At 51.7% G+C, this 18,471-nt stretch carries 16 protein-coding genes and 2 tRNA genes; 1 reads left to right on the top strand and 17 read right to left on the bottom strand.

The genetic code is table 11. From position 1 onward, the window contains the following. Nucleotides 1-35 precede the first annotated feature (35 nt). From glgA to FYJ78_RS02315, 10 genes are all read right to left on the bottom strand, one after another. Nucleotides 36-1,472, bottom strand: coding sequence for a glycogen synthase GlgA (gene glgA, locus FYJ78_RS02270; RefSeq protein WP_154619763.1), 1,437 nt, complete (start codon nt 1,470-1,472; stop codon nt 36-38). Nucleotides 1,473-1,485: 13 nt separating this feature from the next. Then, nucleotides 1,486-3,588, bottom strand: a complete 2,103-nt coding sequence (glgB, locus tag FYJ78_RS02275) for a 1,4-alpha-glucan branching protein GlgB (protein WP_328597614.1) — start codon at nt 3,586-3,588, stop codon at nt 1,486-1,488. A 68-nt stretch (nt 3,589-3,656) separates the two neighbouring features. Next, nucleotides 3,657-6,152 carry a glycogen/starch/alpha-glucan phosphorylase gene (locus FYJ78_RS02280; RefSeq protein WP_154619764.1) on the bottom strand — a complete coding sequence of 832 codons (2,496 nt, stop codon included), beginning with the start codon at nt 6,150-6,152 and terminating at the stop codon, nt 3,657-3,659. A gap of 88 nt (nt 6,153-6,240) precedes the next feature. Next, complete coding sequence (gene glgD / locus FYJ78_RS02285; RefSeq protein WP_154619915.1) at nt 6,241-7,347, bottom strand: glucose-1-phosphate adenylyltransferase subunit GlgD; 1,107 nt, start codon at nt 7,345-7,347, stop codon at nt 6,241-6,243. 56 nt (nt 7,348-7,403) lie between these two features. After that, complete coding sequence (locus FYJ78_RS02290) at nt 7,404-8,558, bottom strand: glucose-1-phosphate adenylyltransferase (RefSeq protein WP_154619765.1); 1,155 nt, start codon at nt 8,556-8,558, stop codon at nt 7,404-7,406. 363 nt (nt 8,559-8,921) lie between these two features. Continuing rightward, nucleotides 8,922-9,254, bottom strand: coding sequence for a hypothetical protein (locus tag FYJ78_RS02295; RefSeq protein WP_154619766.1), 333 nt, complete (start codon nt 9,252-9,254; stop codon nt 8,922-8,924). A gap of 18 nt (nt 9,255-9,272) precedes the next feature. Then, on the bottom strand, nt 9,273-9,884 hold the full coding sequence (locus tag FYJ78_RS02300) for a peptidoglycan recognition protein family protein (RefSeq protein WP_154619767.1): 612 nt from the start codon (nt 9,882-9,884) through the stop codon (nt 9,273-9,275). 100 nt (nt 9,885-9,984) lie between these two features. After that, nucleotides 9,985-11,721 carry an ABC transporter ATP-binding protein/permease gene (locus FYJ78_RS02305; protein ID WP_154619768.1) on the bottom strand — a complete coding sequence of 579 codons (1,737 nt, stop codon included), beginning with the start codon at nt 11,719-11,721 and terminating at the stop codon, nt 9,985-9,987. A gap of 211 nt (nt 11,722-11,932) precedes the next feature. After that, nucleotides 11,933-12,009: transfer RNA gene (locus FYJ78_RS02310), tRNA-Arg, on the bottom strand. A gap of 4 nt (nt 12,010-12,013) precedes the next feature. Then, a tRNA-Pro gene (locus tag FYJ78_RS02315) sits at nt 12,014-12,090 on the bottom strand. 154 nt (nt 12,091-12,244) lie between these two features. Between FYJ78_RS02315 and trpD the strand changes: the two genes are divergently transcribed. Beyond that, complete coding sequence (gene trpD / locus FYJ78_RS02320; protein ID WP_154619769.1) at nt 12,245-13,261, top strand: anthranilate phosphoribosyltransferase; 1,017 nt, start codon at nt 12,245-12,247, stop codon at nt 13,259-13,261. 69 nt (nt 13,262-13,330) lie between these two features. Here trpD and FYJ78_RS02325 read toward each other — a convergent pair whose 3' ends face one another. The 7 genes from FYJ78_RS02325 to FYJ78_RS02355 all read right to left on the bottom strand — a co-directional run bounded on the left by FYJ78_RS02325 (nt 13,331) and on the right by FYJ78_RS02355 (nt 18,450). After that, nucleotides 13,331-14,047 carry a hypothetical protein gene (locus tag FYJ78_RS02325; RefSeq protein WP_154619770.1) on the bottom strand — a complete coding sequence of 239 codons (717 nt, stop codon included), beginning with the start codon at nt 14,045-14,047 and terminating at the stop codon, nt 13,331-13,333. 19 nt (nt 14,048-14,066) lie between these two features. Next, entirely contained in the window at nt 14,067-14,375 is a 309-nt protein-coding gene (locus FYJ78_RS02330; protein ID WP_154619916.1) for a hypothetical protein, read from the bottom strand. 32 nt (nt 14,376-14,407) lie between these two features. After that, nucleotides 14,408-16,078, bottom strand: coding sequence for a flagellar assembly protein A (locus FYJ78_RS02335; RefSeq protein WP_154619771.1), 1,671 nt, complete (start codon nt 16,076-16,078; stop codon nt 14,408-14,410). Between the two features lie 28 nt (nt 16,079-16,106). Then, the gene (locus tag FYJ78_RS02340; RefSeq protein ID WP_154619772.1) at nt 16,107-16,874 is read right to left on the bottom strand and encodes a FliA/WhiG family RNA polymerase sigma factor; all 768 of its coding nucleotides are present in this window, start codon (nt 16,872-16,874) and stop codon (nt 16,107-16,109) included. A gap of 78 nt (nt 16,875-16,952) precedes the next feature. Beyond that, entirely contained in the window at nt 16,953-17,339 is a 387-nt protein-coding gene (locus tag FYJ78_RS02345; RefSeq protein WP_195847828.1) for a hypothetical protein, read from the bottom strand. A 9-nt stretch (nt 17,340-17,348) separates the two neighbouring features. Next, nucleotides 17,349-17,834 carry a chemotaxis protein CheD gene (locus tag FYJ78_RS02350; protein ID WP_154619774.1) on the bottom strand — a complete coding sequence of 162 codons (486 nt, stop codon included), beginning with the start codon at nt 17,832-17,834 and terminating at the stop codon, nt 17,349-17,351. A gap of 1 nt (nt 17,835) precedes the next feature. Beyond that, the gene (locus FYJ78_RS02355) at nt 17,836-18,450 is read right to left on the bottom strand and encodes a chemotaxis protein CheC (protein ID WP_154619775.1); all 615 of its coding nucleotides are present in this window, start codon (nt 18,448-18,450) and stop codon (nt 17,836-17,838) included. Nucleotides 18,451-18,471 lie beyond the last annotated feature (21 nt).

The raw sequence follows: 18,471 nt of genomic DNA on the forward strand, positions 1-18,471 counted from the left end.
GGCGGCAGAAGCTCTCTGCCGCCTGTTCAGATGGCTCACTCGGACAGCAGCCGTTTGTAAAGCGCCTTGTATTCTCCGGCTGATTTTTTCCAGCTGAAATCCGACCGCATCGCATTTTCCACAATATGCTGCCATTCTGCGAAATTTTCATAGGCACTCAGGGCACGCTTCAGTGCATACATCATTTCATGTGCATTATAGTTGGAAAAAACAAAGCCGTTTCCGGTATTGGTATATTTGTCATACTGCTGCACCGTATCTTTCAGCCCGCCTGTCTCACGGACAACCGGAACAGCCCCATAACGCATGGCAATCAGCTGACCGATACCGCACGGCTCATAATCCGACGGCATCAGGAAAATATCCGCAGCCGCATAAATTCGCTGAGCCAGTTCATTGGAAAAACGAATATTTGCCGACACCTTGGTCGGGAAGCGCCAGGCCAGCCCCCGGAACCACTCCTCATAAACGTTGTCCCCCGTCCCAAGCAATACAAACTGGATGTTTTCATGCTGAAGGATCTCATCCATCATGCGCACGATAAGATCCAGTCCTTTGTTGGGAACCAGGCGCGACACCACAGCGACGAGAGGAATACGCCGATTGGACGGCAGTCCCAGCAAATTCTGCAGTTCCGTTTTATTGTCCGCCTTGCGGTCGCGGCTGTCCACATCATACGTTTCAAACAAATTTTTATCCGTCGCCGGATCATAAACCGAATAATCGATCCCGTTGACGATACCGAACAGCGTATCCTGACGGCTGCGCAGCAATCCATCCAAATGCTCGCCGAAATATTCGTATTGAATCTCCTGCGCATACGTCCTGCTTACCGTGGAAATGTAATCCGCATAAACGATTCCGCCCTTCATAAAGTTCACGGCATCGTAGAATTCCAAATCTCCGTTATTGAAGTATTTCCAATCCAGCCCCAGCACATCATTCATGATTTCTTTCGGGAATACGCCCTGATATTTCAGATTATGGATGGTATAAAGCGTACGAATGTCCCGGTAACGCCGATCCCCGCCATGCTCCAGTTTCAGGAACACGTTAACCAATCCCGTATGCCAGTCATTCGTATGGATAACATCCGGCCAGAAATCCATGGCGGGAAGCAGATTCAGAACAGCACGGCAGAAGAACGAAAACCGTTCCGCATCATCGTCATAACCGTAAAATCCCTCACGGTCAAAATACTCCTGATTATCCACAAAATAGTAGGTGATACCGTTCCATTCGTATTGATCCAGCCCGACGTACTTCATACGCCAGGCCACAGGGATCTCGCCGTCATAGACATGTTTCATGGCATTACGGTACGACGCATCGATTTTGCCAAACTTCGGCAGGATGACCCGGACATCGATTCCTTCCTGCTGCAATGCCTGCGGCAATGACCCGGCCACATCGGCCAGGCCTCCCGTCTTTGCAAAGGGGACGGCTTCTGATGCTACATAAAGAACTTTCATTCGTGATCCTCCTCTATTTTTTCCCGGCAAGACTGCGGCTTTTCCCAGCTGCTGTCCTGCCGACAGTATGCTTCCTGCGTTTTGTTCGCGATTCGCCGGCTGTCTTCTTCCCGGTTTTGACGCCACCGGACGCAGCAGCCGGACCAGCTGCTGCCTTCCGTGCGCCCGGCGTCTCATTAGCTGCGCCCCGCGATCTTTCCGGCAGACCGGCTGAGAGCTGACGCATCCGGCGCAGATAAAGGACCGCCATTGGCGGCACAGTCAGGACGACCGACTGCTCGCGGCTATGCCATGGAACATCCTGACTAGGAATATCCCCCGGATTCTTCACCCCGCTGCCGCCGAACCTTTCCTCATCCGAGTTGAATACCTCCTGATAGATGCCCGGCTCTGGTACGCCAATGCGGTAATCATAACGCACTTCCGGCGTAAAATTGCATACAGCCACCAAAAAATCTTCCCGGTCCTCGGCCCGCCGCAAAAAAGTCACGATGCTGTTTTCGCTGTCGTTGCAATCAATCCACTGAAAGCCATTCCAATCAAAATCCACCTGCCACAGCGCCTTGTTGTCACAATAAAATGCGTTGATCGCACGGGAATATGCCTGCATTTTTGCATGCATCTCATACTGCTGTACCAGATGCCAGTCCAGACTGTCATCGTATTTCCATTCAATAAACTGGCCAAATTCTCCGCCCATGAACAGCAATTTCTTGCCGGGATGTGCCATCCAGTAACCGAAAAAGGCACGCAGGCCGGCAAACTTCTGCCAATAATCTCCCGGCATTTTGCTGATCAGTGAACACTTTCCGTGCACGACCTCATCATGGGAAAGAGGCAGGACAAAATTCTCGGAAAAGGCATACATAAACGAGAACGTGACCTTATCATGATTCCATTTCCGGTAAATCGGATCCAGACTCATGTACTTCAGCATGTCATTCATCCAGCCCATATTCCACTTATAATTAAAGCCCATGCCGCCCATATAGACAGGCCGGGAAATAAGCGGCCAGGAGGTAGATTCTTCCGCGATCATCAGCGCCTGCGGATGATACTGGAAAATGGCTGCATTCAGCTTGCGCAGAAATTCCATTGCTTCCAGATTGCCCGTCTCCCCGTATTTATTCGGCGTCCATTCCCCATCCTTTCGTCCATAGTTCAGATAGAGCATATTCGCCACGGCATCGATGCGCAGTCCGTCAATATGAAACTCATCGAACCAGAACATGGCGTTGGAGATCAGGAAACTTTGAACCTCCGTCCGTCCATAGTCGAAATTCGTCGTCCCCCATTCCCAATTCTCGGCCCGCTGTTCGTTGTCAGATTCATAAAGGTTCTGACCATCAAAGCGGCGGAGGCCCTGCTCATCCTTGCAGAAATGTCCCGGAACCCAGTCCATGATGACCCCAATTCCGCTTTGATGCGCCCGATCCACCAAATAGCGGAAATCATCCGGCGCGCCATAGCGGCTGGTCACCGCATAATAACCAGTCGCCTGATATCCCCATGACCCGTCAAACGGATGCTCGCACAGCGGCATGAATTCAATATGCGTATAGTGCATGTCCCGAGCATAATCCACCAGCTGATCCGCCAATTCACGATAAGACAGATATTCGCCGTCAGCATTGCGCCGCCAAGAACCCGCATGCACCTCATAGATGAGCATCGGCCGCTCATAGGAGGATTCCTGCCGTTTGCGGTCCATCCAGCTCTGATCCTGCCAGTCATAATGACTCATATCATAAACGCGGGATGCCGTCGCCGGCTTTTTCTCCGCAAAAAATCCATACGGATCCGCTTTCATGATATACGGGCCGCCCCATTGCGGCTCAATCGCATATTTATAAACCGCACCTTCCGGCACATCTGGAACAAAGCACGCCCAGATTTCGCCATCTTCCAGACGCGTCATCGGATGCGACTCTTCATTCCAATCGTTAAAATCACCTGTCACGCGAACGGATCGGGCATGCGGTGCCCAAACGGCAAACCGAACGCCCCGCCGACCGTTTTTCTCCACAAAATGAGCACCGAGCATCTCATACGCACGATAATTTGTACCCTGATGAAAGAGATACCGGTCAAACTCACTGATATCGGATGTTTTCACTATAAGCCCCCCTCTGCCTGCTCCTTAGCAGAACAGGATTCCCCCACTGCCCGTTCCGCTGCTTCCTGTCACGAAATCACGACTGGCTTGACCTGCCAGATTTCACTGGCGTACTCATCGATGGTCCGGTCCGATGAAAACCGGCCGGAGTTGGCGATATTAACGGCTGACGATTTCAGCCAGTGATACCTGTCGCGGTAACGGCGCATAATTTCCTCATGTGCCGCTGCGTAGGCATCAAAATCCTTCAAGATGAAGAACTCATCATTGGCATGCACAAGATAATCGAACAGAGACTGGAAATTTCCAAATGTCCCATCCGTCAGCTGATTAACCACAGTCCGCACCCGCTCATTTGTATTGTATTCCGCCCACGCCGAATACGTACCCGTCGCATAATAATTCAAAACCTCCTCTGCTTTCAGGCCGAAAATCACGCAGTGTTCATCGCCGCCTACCGCATCGCGTATTTCCACATTGGCTCCGTCCAGCGTTCCCAGCGTAATCGCACCATTCATCATGAATTTCATATTGCCGGTACCGGATGCTTCCTTCGATGCCGTAGAAATCTGCTCGCTGACATCTGCAGCCGGATAAACGATCTCGCCAATCGATACGCCAAAATTTTCAATGAATACCACCTTGATCCTGCCTTTTACCAGCGGATCGTTATTGATGCGGTCTGCCACAGCATTGATCAGCCGAATCGTCTCCTTGGCGATATAATACCCCGGAGCCGCCTTGCCGCCGAAGATATAGGTCGTCGGCAGCATATCAAAGCTCCGATCCGTCCGGATGCGATGATACTGGTACATGATATGCAAAACATTCATGAGCTGACGCTTATACGAATGGATGCGCTTCACCTGAATATCAAAAAGGGAATCAGGATCGACCTCCATGTGATTATGCTCCCGGATATAGGCGGCCAGCGCCTCTTTTCTGAGATGCTTGATCTTGCCCAGCTCTGCCAGAAACGGCTTATCCTCCACATAGTCATTGAGCAGATCCAGCTGCTCCGGATGGCGGTGCCAGCGGCGGCTGCCTATGGTCGATGTAATGAGCACATCGAGTTCCGGATTTGCCCCCATCAGCCAACGGCGATGCGTAATGCCATTGGTTTTGTTGTTGAACATTTTCGGGTTGTACTCATAAAAATCATGCAGCGTCGTGGTCTTGAGAATCTCCGTATGAATAGCGGCGACGCCATTGACGCTGTGACCGCCGACAATGGCCAGCCGGGCCATATGCACCATGCCGTCCTGAATAATGGACAGCGCATGGACCTTTTCTTCATGATGCGGATAGCGTGCCCGCACTTCCTCCAGATGCCGGCGGTTAATCTCATCAATGATCATATAGATACGCGGCAGCAGCGGACGGAACATATCGACCGGCCATTTTTCCAGCGCCTCAGGCATGATCGTATGATTCGTATAGGCAATCGTATTCCTCGTAATATTCCATGCCTCTTCCCATCCCAGATTTTCCTCATCGACCAAAATGCGCATGAGCTCCGCCACAGCGACAGCCGGATGCGTATCATTGATGTGAATGGCAACTTTTTGCGCAAAAGCATGAATATCCATTCCGGATTTCTTATAGTGCCGGACAATGCTCTGAACGCCGGCCGATGTCATGAAATATTCCTGAATCAGGCGCATGCGGCGGCCGTCATAGGTACTGTCATCCGGATAAAGATAGCGCGTGATGCTTTCGACAAACGTCCGATAATCCTGTTTCTGACGCATCTGCTCCTGCGTGAGCATCCCATAATCGGAAAAATCGCGATTGACCTCGGCATTCCAAAGGCGCAGGGTATTGACCGTATTGTTGTGGTAGCCGACGATCGGTACATCATACGGAACAGCCATAACAATCATTGGATTTTCATAAACCAGCTTAAGACTGCCGTCGTCCATTTTTTTCATATAGGCATTGCCATTGAACTTCACATCGATGGCCTTATCCGGTTTCCGATATTCCCAAGCAAAGCCGTCTTTCAGCCAGTTATCCGGTATTTCCACCTGATTGCCGTTGATGATTTTCTGCTCGAACAACCCATACTGATAGCGAATGCTGCATCCATGCCCCGGCAGCCGATGCGCGGCCATGGAATCGATAAAGCAGGCTGCCAGACGGCCCAGCCCACCATTTCCCAAACCGGCATCCGGCTCCTCTTCATAAGTACGGGAAAGCTCCAGATGAAAGTCGTCCAGCACCTCACGCACCGCCTCTTCGATACCGAGGTTGATAAGGTTCGACTTCAGCAGCCGCCCCATCAGAAATTCAATGGAAAAATAATAAATCTGCTTCTCCTGCCGTTCGGCATAAGTTTTGTTGGTCTTTATCCAGTTATCCGATATATATTGCTTGGCCGTGGCGGCCACGGTCTGATAGATCTCATTCATCGTAAGCTCATTGAGTTCGCGCCCCCACATGATGTGAGCCGTATTGACGAAGCGCAGCTTCAGTCCTTCTTTCAGCTGCTCAAACTCCCTACTTCTCTGCTTCTTTTCTTTCTTTTCCTTTGCCAAAAAAAACACTCCCTTTTGGCCAGACATTACACTGAACGGTAAAATAGAAACGGCCGTTGTAACCTTCGCCTGCTATAGCAAACAACACAGCTCCTTACAACGGCCTGTACCAACATCAGATCACGACATTTTTGGTGACAATCAGCGGATAATTCTGCGCTCCCTTGAGCCATTTTTCCTTCGTAATCACCACATTCTTATCACAAATCACATTTTCAATCAAGGTTCCATCCTGAATATCGCACTTCTGCATGATAATGGAATTTTTGATCTTGACTCCTTTCCCGACTTTGACGCCACGGAACAAAATGCTGTTCTCCACCTCGCCGCGTATGATGCATCCATTGGCGATCAGCGAATTGCGGACATCTGCCGTTTCCTTATACTGAACCGGCACTTCATCTTTCACTTTGGTGTAAATGGAACGATCCCCCATAAAAAGCTCTTCCCAGATTTTCGGATGAAGTACGTCCATATTCGATCTATAATATGCTGCAGTGGAATCTACATGGGCCACATAACCATCATGCTCGCAGGCAAAAATATTATATTCGCCGACGCGGCGGATGATCCCGTCCATCAGAAGATCCTGCCCGCCATGTTCATAGGTATAGCGGACCATTTCAACAAAGACACGCTTCTCCATCAGATAAATACTCATTGCCACCTTGGAACCATCGTAAACCGCCGGCTTTTCAGAAATATCTGTAACCAGACCATTTTCCGCCGTTTCCAAAACAACGTTGCGGCCCACGGTTTCTTCGGAAGCGGTATGATAGATCATGGTAATATCCGCATTCGTATTCTGGTGAAAACGCAGCATCTCGTTGAAGTCAATATTGTATACAAAGCTCCCGCTCGTCAGCAAAACATATTTCTGCGTGCCATGTTCAAAAAAATCCAGATTGTGATAAAAATTTTTCAAATCGCCCTTGCGGTTCAATCCCTCCTGCTGCGGCGCCGGAAGATAAAACAAGCCATCATGGCGGCGGGCCAGATCCCAGTCCTTGCCGGAGCGCAGATGATCCAGCACGGAACGCGGTTCATCCGGCAGCATAATCCCAACATTCTGAATCCCGGAATTGACCATGCTGGATAAAGTAAAATCGATCAGCCGATAGCGTCCAGCGAAGGGGACCGACTCAACAGACCGCCGGTCCGTCAGTTCGCGAATCAGGCTGTTATCCTCCTGCAGATTGATAATTCCCATTACTGTTTTCAATTTCATCCACTCCGATCCTGCAATATCCATGTAACGGGGCTGCGGAAAATACGCCATCAGCCGGCCTGCTTGCTTCCCGCTTCCGAAAGGACCGTTTCGCCCTCCGCCAGCACGGCGATCGCGCCCTTTTCGCCGGCAATTTTTGCGTTCTCCGCCACCTCGCAGTTCTGTGCAAGAATCGCATAATCGACCACAGCATGATCGCGGATCACCGTCGACGGCATAATCACCGAATTGGAAACTCTGGCTCCCCGGCCTATACGCACACCCGGGAATATCACTGAATTGACCACTTCTCCCAAAACCATCGAGCCTTCACTGACCATCGAATTTTTAACCTTAGCGTCCGGTCCGACATAATGCGGTGGCATCGAGGGGTTCGAGGAGTAGATCTTCCAATCGCCGTTAAGTTCAAAAGGCGGAACATCCTGCAGCAAATCCATATTTGCCTGCCAAAGGCTTTCAATCGTCCCTACATCCTTCCAGTATCCGTCAAAGGCATACGAGAAAAGACGCGCTTTGTCTGACAGCATCTTCGGAATAATATTCTTCCCGAAGTCATGGCTGCTCGTTTCATCCCGGGCATCCTCTTCGAGATATTTCTCCAGAAAATTCTTGTTGAAGATATAAATTCCCATCGAAGCCAGATTGCTCTTCGGATTCGACGGTTTTTCCTCAAACGCTTCAATCCGCCCTGCCTTGTCCGTATTCATAATGCCGAAACGGGGCGCTTCCTCCCATGGAACTTCAATGACGCCAATCGTCGCTTCGGCCTTATTCATCTTATGCGCCTCAAGCATCCAGGAATAATCCATCGTGTAAATGTGATCGCCCGAAAGAATCAATACATATTCCGGATCTGCCATATCGATGAAATTCATATTCTGATAAATAGCATCTGCCGTTCCACGATACCAGTCCGCCCCTTTTTCCCGGGCATACGGCGGCAGGATAAAGACCCCGCCTTCCTTCTTATCCAGATCCCAGGCGCTGCCGGAAGCCAGATAATTATGAAGCTCCAGCGGACGGTACTGCGTCAGGACACCGACCTTATCTATGCCGGAATTCGCGCAATTACTCAAAGGAAAATCAATAATGCGATATTTCCCGCCAAACGGCACAGCCGGTTTCGCAATTTTTTTCGTCAGCGCTCCCAGACGGCTGCCTTGACCGCCAGCCAGGATCATTGCCAAGCATTCTGTCTTTCTCATAAAAAATCCCCCTTGGATTATGATAGAAAACCGAACTCCCCTTAAAAGACCGGCTTTTCTCACTACTACGCGCTGCCCAGCAGCATTTACCAGAATAGACATATGTTTGCATGATACATGCCTTTTTTCATCAGAGACATCCAGAAAATCTTTCCCCGTGCCGATAATCCCGCGGCCGATATTCCTATCTCCATGAAATCTTATTATACTTAGTTGATTCGATAAAGTTTACGTTTTTTCCTTCTATAAAAATAAAATTTATACGATATTTACAAATATTTTCTCAACTATCGCATTTTTAACGGTTTCATAGCAATCGTTATTGAAAAATAAAAAAGCGTTTTTATGAACGGAATCATCCATTCATAAAAACGCAATCAATACTGCACCAAGAAATACAGCCAGACTGAACCCTTTCATCACATTCGCCGCCGCAGGACCGGCCGGCCCCAGAAAAAGCAAAGCAAGCGGCCGCATCTCATAGATCAGGAAGGATACGCAGACAAATATCATGGAGGTATCGTCAACCACCCACTCATAGATCAGAATGACTGCGGCCAAAGCGATGGCCAGAAGCTCTCCGCGGGCATAGCCCGGACGCCGCGGCGGTAAGGCCTCATCCTTTACCGCCCTGCTGACCGGAACGCCAAACTCATCCATGCGTTCCTCTTCGTCTGCAAACCATCGATACCGCATGACGCCGACCTCCTTTCGTCAAAACCGCTCTGCCGTCATATCCACGAGATGATCCAGCATATTGTACAGGCTCCGGCCGGGACAGTCCGTAGAGTTATACTCCCGATGCCCCTTGATATGCCTCCGGTCCGGTGCAATCCCATAAAAACGGCAGAGCGCCGCCATCAATGCCGCCGCCGAATTGATCTGCGCAGCGGTCGGAACCGCCTCCATGAAATTGCCGACGACATTCACTCCGATCGTATGCCAGTTATGCTGATAGCAATGCGCGCCCAAAGCCCATACCGGCCGTCCGCGCTCAATGGTTCCATCCTTGCGGATCAGAAAATGATACCCGATTCCGGCCCAGCCATTGTTCAGATGCCATTCATGAACTTCCTCAGCCGAAACGTCGCGGTTCGTCCCGCCGATATGATGAACCACGATGCCATTGGTCGTTTCACGATTCTCCAATGAACGGAACGAAAGATTTGTTTCGCGGATGGGAACGCCGAGATCCTTGTCAACCGAAACACCGTATCCGCCGGCATTCCAGGCCGCTTCCGCGGCCTTCATCTGCCACAGACCAGGCAGAATCACAGCGCCTGTTCCCAGGCATATCATGTTTTTCAAAAACTCCCGTCGATTCATTCTCAATTCATCCCGTTCAATCCAATAGTATCTATAGTATACGACCTCTTTCTGAAAAAACAGGGAAAACGCCGGTCCGGCCAACGCCTCCGCATCCCTATCATACCTTGGCCGGAATCGACCGAATCCGCCAGCTTCCGTCGCCGAAAAGATGCAGCTCCTCCTCATGTCTGGCAAACAGCGTGGAGCGATGACCGACACTGACTACACTCATCGCCGGAAGCTGTCGGCGCAGCAGGTCATACATTTCCTGCTCACGCGCCTCATCCAGCGCCGACGTCGCCTCATCCAAAAACACACAGTCCGGCTTCACCAGCAGAACACGGGCAAAAGCAAGGCGCTGCTGCTCGCCCAAAGACAAAATACGGCTCCAGTCGTCCCGATCATCAAGACGCGCGATAAAAGCCTCCAGTCCGACCAGGCGCAGCACTTCCTTTAAGCGGTCCTCACTGCCTGAGGCCGAAAGGGGATAATACAGGGCGCGCCGCAGACTGCCGAGAGGAAGGTATGGACGCTGCGGGAGAAACAAAACGCGCGTTCCCTGCGGCAAAGTGAGGCTTCCGCTGCCATACGGCCAGATGCCAGACAACGTGCGCAGCAATGTGCTCTTCCCGCAGCCCGAAGCGCCTGTAATGAGAACGCGACATCCCTGCGGCAGTTTCAGTGTGCAATCTCTCAGCAAAGTGCGCCCGTCGGGCAGACATACCTGAAGCTCATTCAGCGAAACGGCTTTTTCCGCTCCTGCCGGAGTTTCCCGGCGCACTACGCCGTTCGGAATCGAAGCCGCTTCTTCCATATGAGAGGTAAAACCAGCAAGACGGCGGGTCACAGCGGCCAGCTGGGCAATGGTATCATACGAATCCACAAAATACGACAGCGCATCCTGAACCCGCCCAAAGGCCGAAACCGTCTGCATAAGGCCGCCCAGTGCCATCGTACCCGCAAAATACTGGGGCGCGGCCAGCACAAGAGGGACAATAATGGCCAGCTGCCCATATCCATTAACATAAAAATTCAGGAGCTTGGTCTGGCGCATAAGCTGCCAGTAATTGCGGATCACTTTGGCAAAACGCTCCCGGAACCCGACAGACTCCGGCTGTTCACCGCGATAAAACGCAACGCTCTCACTATTTTCCCGCACCCGCATCATATTAAAACGGAAATCCGCTTCAAAGCGCTGCTGATCAAAGTTCAGTCCAATCAGACGCCGTCCGACCAGATGGGCACAAACCGTGCCAACCATCGAATAAAGCAACGAGAACCAGAACATGTAGCCATAGATCACGAATTCCCGGCTTCCGAACGGAACGGTAAACGCACCGGACAAATTCCAAAGCACCACGCCGAAGGCCGCCAGCGTAGTCAGCTGTTTTAGGAAGCCGATCAACAGCTGAAGCGTCAAAGCGACAAACTGATTGATGTCCTCACTGATTCGCTGATCCGGATTATCCGTATCGCTCCGCAGCACCTGCAGGCGATAATATACCTGCTTCCGCATCCACCGCCCCAGATATTGGTCCGTCAGCCAGGTTCTCCACTTTATCTGCACCATTTGCCGCAGATAAATCGCGTAAACCGCAACGACGATATGCAGCATGGCCAAAAGGGTAAACGTTCCGACCAAAGGCCAAAACTGATCCGCCTGATACTGCTGCAGCGCATTATAAAATTTGTTATACCAGGTGTTAATGCGGACCAGAAGATACACATCAAAAAAATTCAGGGCAATGACAAATGCCAGCAAGCCTCTCGCTTTCCATTTATGCTCCGAACTCCAATATCCGCGGAAGATCCTCCAGAACCCCCGCCAAAAAATTCCCTTCAAAACGAACCACATCCTTCTCTCATTGCTGCTTCTCGCAGATACATCCAGTATAATCTTTTCCTCCGTCCATATCAAGCAAAAGAACCGTCCCAATCCGCCCAAACAGGATCCCCATTGGCATCGGATAAAAAAAGCAGTGCAGAGAAACGCTCTGCACTGCCACGAAACGCCCTGCAGTCCGCCTTGACAAAACAAGTCACGGAACACAAAAGCACATATATACTGGTGCGTCAGGAGGGATTCGAACCCCCGACCCACGGCTTAGAAGGCCGTTGCTCTATCCAACTGAGCTACTGACGCAGAATGGTCGGGATGACAGGATTCGAACCTGCGACATCCTGCTCCCAAAGCAGGCGCGCTACCAAACTGCGCTACATCCCGCAGACCACCTGTCTAGTATATCCAAATAATCTTCGCCTGTCAATCCTTATCTTGTAAAAAACAACTCCCGGCAAAACACAGGATTGACAACTTTATAGAGGAATGATAATGTTACTATGTAAAGTTGTAACGTTTGTAACAGGAGTGAGGACTTATGATAAAAGAAGCGATTGAGAAAATCGTCAGCAAACAGGATCTTACCTATCGGGAAGCGTATACTGTCATGGATGAAATCATGAGCGGAGAAACTTCTCAGGTACAAAATGCCGCCTATCTGGCCGCCCTGTCCACAAAAAGCACCAAAGCCGAGACCATCGACGAAATCTCCGGCTCGGCGGCAGCGATGCGCGACCACGCCCTGAAGGTTAATCATCAGCTGGATGTCCTCGACATCGTCGGAACCGGCGGCGACCACGCCCACAGTATCAACATTTCCACCACAGCCGCCATGATCATTGCTGCCGCAGGCGTGCGGGTTGCCAAGCACGGAAATCGTGCCGCCTCCTCAAAATGTGGCGCCGCCGACTGCCTTGAGGCGCTCGGCGTTTCGCTTGACCAGCCGCCGGAAAAGGCGGTTCGTGAACTCCAGGACATCGGTCTTTGCTTCCTGTTTGCTCAAAAATATCATGCCTCGATGAAATATGTCGGTGCCATCCGCAAAGAGCTTGGCATCCGTACCGTTTTCAATATTCTCGGACCGCTTACCAATCCGGCTCATCCCACCCGCATGATGCTCGGTGTTTACGATGAATATTTACTGGAACCGCTGGCCAAAGTCATGCTGTCCCTCGGGGTAAAAAACGGTATGGTAATCTATGGTCAGGACTGTCTCGATGAATTTTCACTCAGTGCCCCGACCAGCGTCTGCGAATTTCGTGAAGGATGGTTCCGTCGCTATACCGTAAAACCGGAAGATTTCGGCTTTGCACGCTGCACGAAGGAAGATATTCGCGGCGGCCTCCCCGAAGAAAACGCCCGCATCACACTGGACATCCTCCATGGAGCAGCCGGGCCGAAAACCGACATCGTCCTGCTCAACGCCGGTGCCGCAATCTATGTTGGGGGACAGGCCGACAGCATTGCGTCCGGCATAGAAAAAGCGCGTCAGGTCATCGCTTCCGGTGCAGCCATGAAAAAGCTGGACGAGTTCCGCTCCGCGTCACATTCCTGATCAATGCGCTGTCTCCCTCAAATGAAATGGCTCCTGCTCTTCCGGGCAGGAGCCATTTCATTTGAAAAGTTATTCGTTTTCCAGTTCCCGGCGGTTCATTTCCTGAAGAAGCTCTATCGCACCTCGTCCCATACCAGTTTCGCGTGCCGCCTCCTCCACCGAATATCCGCTGAGCAGCAACGCTCTGGCCTTGGCCGTATTCTGCACCGCATCCGGCTCCTCCTCATTCACCGCATCCTGCTGTTCCTCCGGTGGACGGCTCTCCATGGCTGCGGCCAGTCCGACAGCCTGACGCGCCTTCTCGTAAGAGATGCCATCCTGATTCCGCGCCTCATCCCGCTCCATCGACTGATGAAGTACAGCGGCAAAATCTTGGGCATCTACCCGCTCTGCCCCCGCCTGTTCCGGCAGAACAGACGCCATGGGCGGGACAGCCGGACGCATAAAGAGCTCCCGGGAAAGGCGCTGCGCCTCCTGCAGATCCTGTTCCAGCATCGCCGAACGATGCTTCCATTCTTCATCCAGTCTCCTGCTTTCCGCCAGATTCCGCTCCAATCGGTCGTTGCGCTCCTCCGCATCCTGAAGCAACGTTTCCAAATGGCGAATATGGCTGCTCAGACGATGGATAACCGCATCGGCTGAACGCTCCATTTCCGCTTTAAACTGATCGGCAGATGCCCGCATCTCTTCGGTGCTTTCCTCCGCTGTCTGCCTGTGTGAAAGCCAGCGTGCGCCCATGACCAAAGCAGCCCCGACAATAATCAGGAATCCAAACATTGTGACCATAAATGACCCCTAGCGCCTCCTATAAGCTGATATCCAGAAAATGACCGCGGGACGGATCCACTGCATAATTCACAGACTCCTCGTCGTTTTGATCCTCATGATGACGCTGCCCGGATTGAGACCCGCCCTGCTTCTGCCGATGATCCGGATCTTCCCGGATACGCCCGTCTTCCGGATTATCCTTGCCCCGGACCTGCTCCTGTTTCAGTTTATCCTCCGCTTTCTGCTGAACAGACTGAAAATCCTGCTGCAATGCATTCGCCTGATTCAGATTGTGCTGAACCTGAGTCGCGTCCGCCGCACGCGGGACCAGCATCTGCATACTCATCGGGCTGACATCCATGACGCTCCCCTTCTTTCTTAATAAGGCCCAATATCGACGTGGTCATCCTTCACCGTAAGGGTGGCCCTTTTGATTTCAGATTGTACATTCATCATGATCGAATGAATGGATATACGCGCCCCCGGATAGATCGTATCACTGACGCGAATCCTGCCATTCTGCATTTTCGAAAGTTCCTCTTCCAACCGCTTGATTTCACTTTCATCCCGTTTCAGCTTCCCTGCCAGCGGAAACTGTGAGCGTGTCAGCGCGTTGATCTGATCGATACGCTCCTGAGGCAGGCGGCTGATATCGATTTTATTCAACGTATTGAGCATTTGCGTGATTTGCTTGAGACGCTGCTTCGACTCTTTGTAGTCCTTGCACAATAATCGGTACTTCCGCTCCAATTCCGGATTGACGCCCACCGTCATACGCGTTACGACAAAAGCCTGATTGCCAACAATCTTGCAGCGAATCTCCTCACCGGCGGCGGAACTGCCTCCGGTAATCATCCCACGCCGATCCTCCAGCAGGATGCGTTTGCCGGCACTCAGTGTGGAATGCAGCGCAACATCAGAAAGATAGAGCGTCCCTCCGCACTCAATGACGGCATTTTCTGCAAAAGAGGCATGAACATCTTCCTTCGCTCGTACTTTTCCTCTGTTCATGCCGTTGACCCCGCCGCTGATCATCACATTGCGCCCTTCGACGTCGCCGCCGCTGACCATGCCTCCGATTTCAATATCGCCAGTCGCCCGGACGACAAAACCAGCCTCGACATTGCCCTTGATTTCTACGCTTCCGGCAAAATCAATGTTTCCTGTCCCCACACCGACACTGTCCCGAATAACAAGATGCGGATCCACATCGATCTTGCGTCCTTTGTCGACGATCTGCCCGTCAATAGACGCGATCAGCGTATTCTCATCCACGACCTCCGTGTTCTTGCCCTGCGGCATAGGAATAGGGCGGCCATTCCGGGCCGCTACATCATTCCCGCAGACATCTTTGCCCTGTTCGCCCGGAGTCTGCGGAATACGCACAGCCAGCACATCGCCTTTATGAACCAGCACAAAAAGATTCATATCTTTATAATTGACTCGATCATGCTCATCCACTTTCGGGCGTCCCTTGACCCCGAGATCAAAATGACGCTCGATCCGTGCGTTTTCACCATTGCGCGGCGGCTTCCCCTTCGCGGCGATAAAAGGAGAAAAGCCCTCGATGCCCGACCGGATCGCATCCGCATCAATTCCATAAACCACACCGCTGTCCGCCAACGCCTGCTCCACTGCTTCCGCAGAAGGAAGCCTTGTCCCCGTGCTGGTATCATAACGCACCGTCACGCTCATGCGGTCATGGCTGATATCCACAATGACCGCCGCATCCTGTTCTTCCTCTGCAGCATCGTTCTTATCGGATTCGTCCTCTTCTTCCGGCACATCTTCCGGTCCGTTCTCCGAGGGCAGCACACTGGTCAGTTTGGCCGGCTGTCCGGCGGCTTCGCGGACAATATGCGAGAGCCGGCTGATATCATAATCCGTAACTCCGTTATCCTGCAGAACCTGCCGAAGATCCAATAATTCAAACATAAGACCGTTTGCTGCATCGGGGAAAATCGTCAAATAAACGCCGTCTTCCCGAAATTCAAACAGGTATCCTGCTTCTTTCCCGCCTACTGCCGGGTGCAATGTCTGGTCATCCATGATACATCCCCCTTAGGATGATGATAAGCTACACAAGATTCGCTTTCATCCTGGACAGATATCCACGCAGCCGAAATACGGCTTTGGTATGAAGTTGAGAGATTCGCGCCTCGGATAAATGAAGGATCATGCTGATTTCCTTCAGCGTCAGCTCTTCATAATAATAAAGAGCAACCACTTTCTTCTCCTTCTCCGGCAGCCGTTCGATGGCCGCAGCCAGAATGCTTCGCAGCTCGGACTTCTCCACCTGTTCGGACGGACCGTCCTCTTGCGAAGCCGGCGTATCCGTCCGCAAGTAATCATCCAGCGGAATGATCGTAGCTACGCTGACCTGACTTTCCAGCTTCTGAAGCTCGCCGATCGTAAGGCCCAACTCTTCCGCCAGTTCTTCATCCGTCGCAGTATGTCCCAGACGCGTCTCCAATTCATAAACCGCCTGCTCATAACGGCGAATCTTCTGACGAACTGCTACGGGAATCCAATCCTTGGAACGCAAATAGTCGAGCATCGCTCCGCGGATGCGCACTCCGGCATATGTCTCAAATTTGTTTTTCCGCTCCATATCGTACCGGTCGATAGCATCCAGCAGACCAAAAAAACCGCTTGACAACAGATCATCGCGATCCACATGCGCGGGAAGACTGATCGCCAGACGTCCGGCCACCAGCTTCACCAGCGGAAGGTAATGCTCCGCCAGCTGATTGCGCAAATCAATGTTTTTATGCGCCAGATAACGGTGCCAGAGGGAAGTGACATCTGTCAAATTTTCATCATGGCTTTGATCCAAAGAATCCATTTGCAAGACCTCCTTCCATCGCTCATCCCTAAGCAATTCATACCAACGCCGCCTGAATCAGCGGCTTCTTCTTTCTTCTCACGACTCCGGGGGCTTCACCTGCTTCAGATTATCCTTTGTCAGCAGAGTAAACGACGGATCCTGCACCGGCTCACTGTCTTCTTTCGAATCAGCCACCTGAGCTGCCAGATCCTCAGCATCAAGCTCCTCGGGACTTTTCGGGTTCGGCTCCTCTTCACCGATCAGATCCAAATTCTTATCAAACCCGACGAGATTCTTGGCTTCCAAAAGGAAAGAAACCACCCAAACCCCTGCACAGGTCACCAAAAACCCCAGCAAACTCCGGACCAATATGGTCATCAGTCTCACATCACTGATCAGTCCGGCGAGTGCAATGACCATCGCTGCAATAAATGCAAACACCAGCGACATTCCTAATTTAAACAAAACGGCTTCACCTGCCATCGATTGGTATCAAATCTCTTTTTCGCCCTTATCAATCGTCTTCACCTTGTAAACGCCCGTTTCCAGATCGATCTGAACCGTGCGCCCGTAGGTGCCTCCCGTATCTTCGGCGATAAGCCGGATATTCATATCCTGCAGAATTTTTTTCGCCGCCTCAGCATTGCGGGCTCCCACACGCATAATATCCGTCGCATTGGCGAAGGCAAACATCTGCGCTCCACCAGCCATCTTTGCCACTAACCGGCTCCGCGATGCTCCCAAATCCAGCACCTTCTGCAGCATCAGCGGCAGGCCAGTATCCGCGAATTTTGCCGGATTATCCGTTGGCCGCGCCTGAGTGCTGTCCGGAAGCATAATGTGAAGCAGCCCCCCTACTTTTGCCTGCGGGTCATAAAGCGAAATACCTATGCATGAGCCAAGGCCATAGCTGATAAGCGAAGCGGGAGCGCGCCCTACCTTATAGTCGGCCATACCGACCCGGATAAGCTCTGCCATATCATTCAACTCCCACTGCGTCAATAATCGTACTCAAGGATCCCGGATCAGGCACCAGGAAAAATTGTCCGCTGATTCCATCATCCTCAGAGAGGAATTCGGTTTCAATAACCAGCGCCTGATCCCCCATCTGCCCCAACTGAGCCAAAACCACATTCAAAATGGCACCGGCCATATCCATAGCCAAAGCAGGAATGGACGGCAGCATGGTAATCTTCGTAAAGGTAAAAAAGGCGTTGAGATACGCACCGGAAAGAATGTTGCCGATCTCCATCAGCGCAGACTGATCCATGGCATCCAGACTGGACGTCGAGCCATGCGGTTTTCCCATCAGGGTATCTACCAAATAGAATGCACTCTGCTGCGGCAAAAGAAACAGGATATTGCTCGGTGCCTTGCCATAAACGCGCAGAAAAATCCCTACCACGACGGCATCCGGGCCGCCGACCAGATCCGGAACAGCATCCAGCGGAACCAACGCGACTTTCGGCACATTCATATCAATGCGGCGGTTAATGACCTGCGACAGCGCCGTAGCGGAATTCCCGGCACCGACATTGCCGATCTCCCGCAAAGCATCCAGCTGAGCGGCGGAAAGGTTCAATTCATCTGTCATAATCTGACTCCTCATGTTATA

It is taken from the genome of Wylensekiella montiformis, from assembly GCF_009697385.1.
GTDB classification, from domain to species: Bacteria; Bacillota; Negativicutes; order Selenomonadales; family Selenomonadaceae; genus Selenomonas_A; species Selenomonas_A montiformis.

Bases quoted from the DNA above. Each gene is read 5' to 3' on its own strand.
- glgA (WP_154619763.1), bottom strand. From the start codon at position 1,472: ATGAAAGTTCTTTATGTAGCATCAGAAGCCGTCCCCTTTGCAAAGACG.
- FYJ78_RS02280 (WP_154619764.1), bottom strand. From the start codon at position 6,152: ATGTCTGGCCAAAAGGGAGTGTTTTTTTTGGCAAAGGAAAAGAAAGAA.
- FYJ78_RS02290 (WP_154619765.1), bottom strand. From the start codon at position 8,558: ATGAGAAAGACAGAATGCTTGGCAATGATCCTGGCTGGCGGTCAAGGC.
- FYJ78_RS02295 (WP_154619766.1), bottom strand. From the start codon at position 9,254: ATGCGGTATCGATGGTTTGCAGACGAAGAGGAACGCATGGATGAGTTT.
- FYJ78_RS02300 (WP_154619767.1), bottom strand. From the start codon at position 9,884: ATGAATCGACGGGAGTTTTTGAAAAACATGATATGCCTGGGAACAGGC.
- FYJ78_RS02305 (WP_154619768.1), bottom strand. From the start codon at position 11,721: ATGTGGTTCGTTTTGAAGGGAATTTTTTGGCGGGGGTTCTGGAGGATC.
- trpD (WP_154619769.1), top strand. From the start codon at position 12,245: ATGATAAAAGAAGCGATTGAGAAAATCGTCAGCAAACAGGATCTTACC.
- FYJ78_RS02325 (WP_154619770.1), bottom strand. From the start codon at position 14,047: ATGGTCACAATGTTTGGATTCCTGATTATTGTCGGGGCTGCTTTGGTC.
- FYJ78_RS02330 (WP_154619916.1), bottom strand. From the start codon at position 14,375: ATGAGTATGCAGATGCTGGTCCCGCGTGCGGCGGACGCGACTCAGGTT.
- FYJ78_RS02335 (WP_154619771.1), bottom strand. From the start codon at position 16,078: ATGGATGACCAGACATTGCACCCGGCAGTAGGCGGGAAAGAAGCAGGA.
- FYJ78_RS02340 (WP_154619772.1), bottom strand. From the start codon at position 16,874: ATGGATTCTTTGGATCAAAGCCATGATGAAAATTTGACAGATGTCACT.
- FYJ78_RS02345 (WP_195847828.1), bottom strand. From the start codon at position 17,339: ATGGCAGGTGAAGCCGTTTTGTTTAAATTAGGAATGTCGCTGGTGTTT.
- FYJ78_RS02350 (WP_154619774.1), bottom strand. From the start codon at position 17,834: ATGGCAGAGCTTATCCGGGTCGGTATGGCCGACTATAAGGTAGGGCGC.
- FYJ78_RS02355 (WP_154619775.1), bottom strand. From the start codon at position 18,450: ATGACAGATGAATTGAACCTTTCCGCCGCTCAGCTGGATGCTTTGCGG.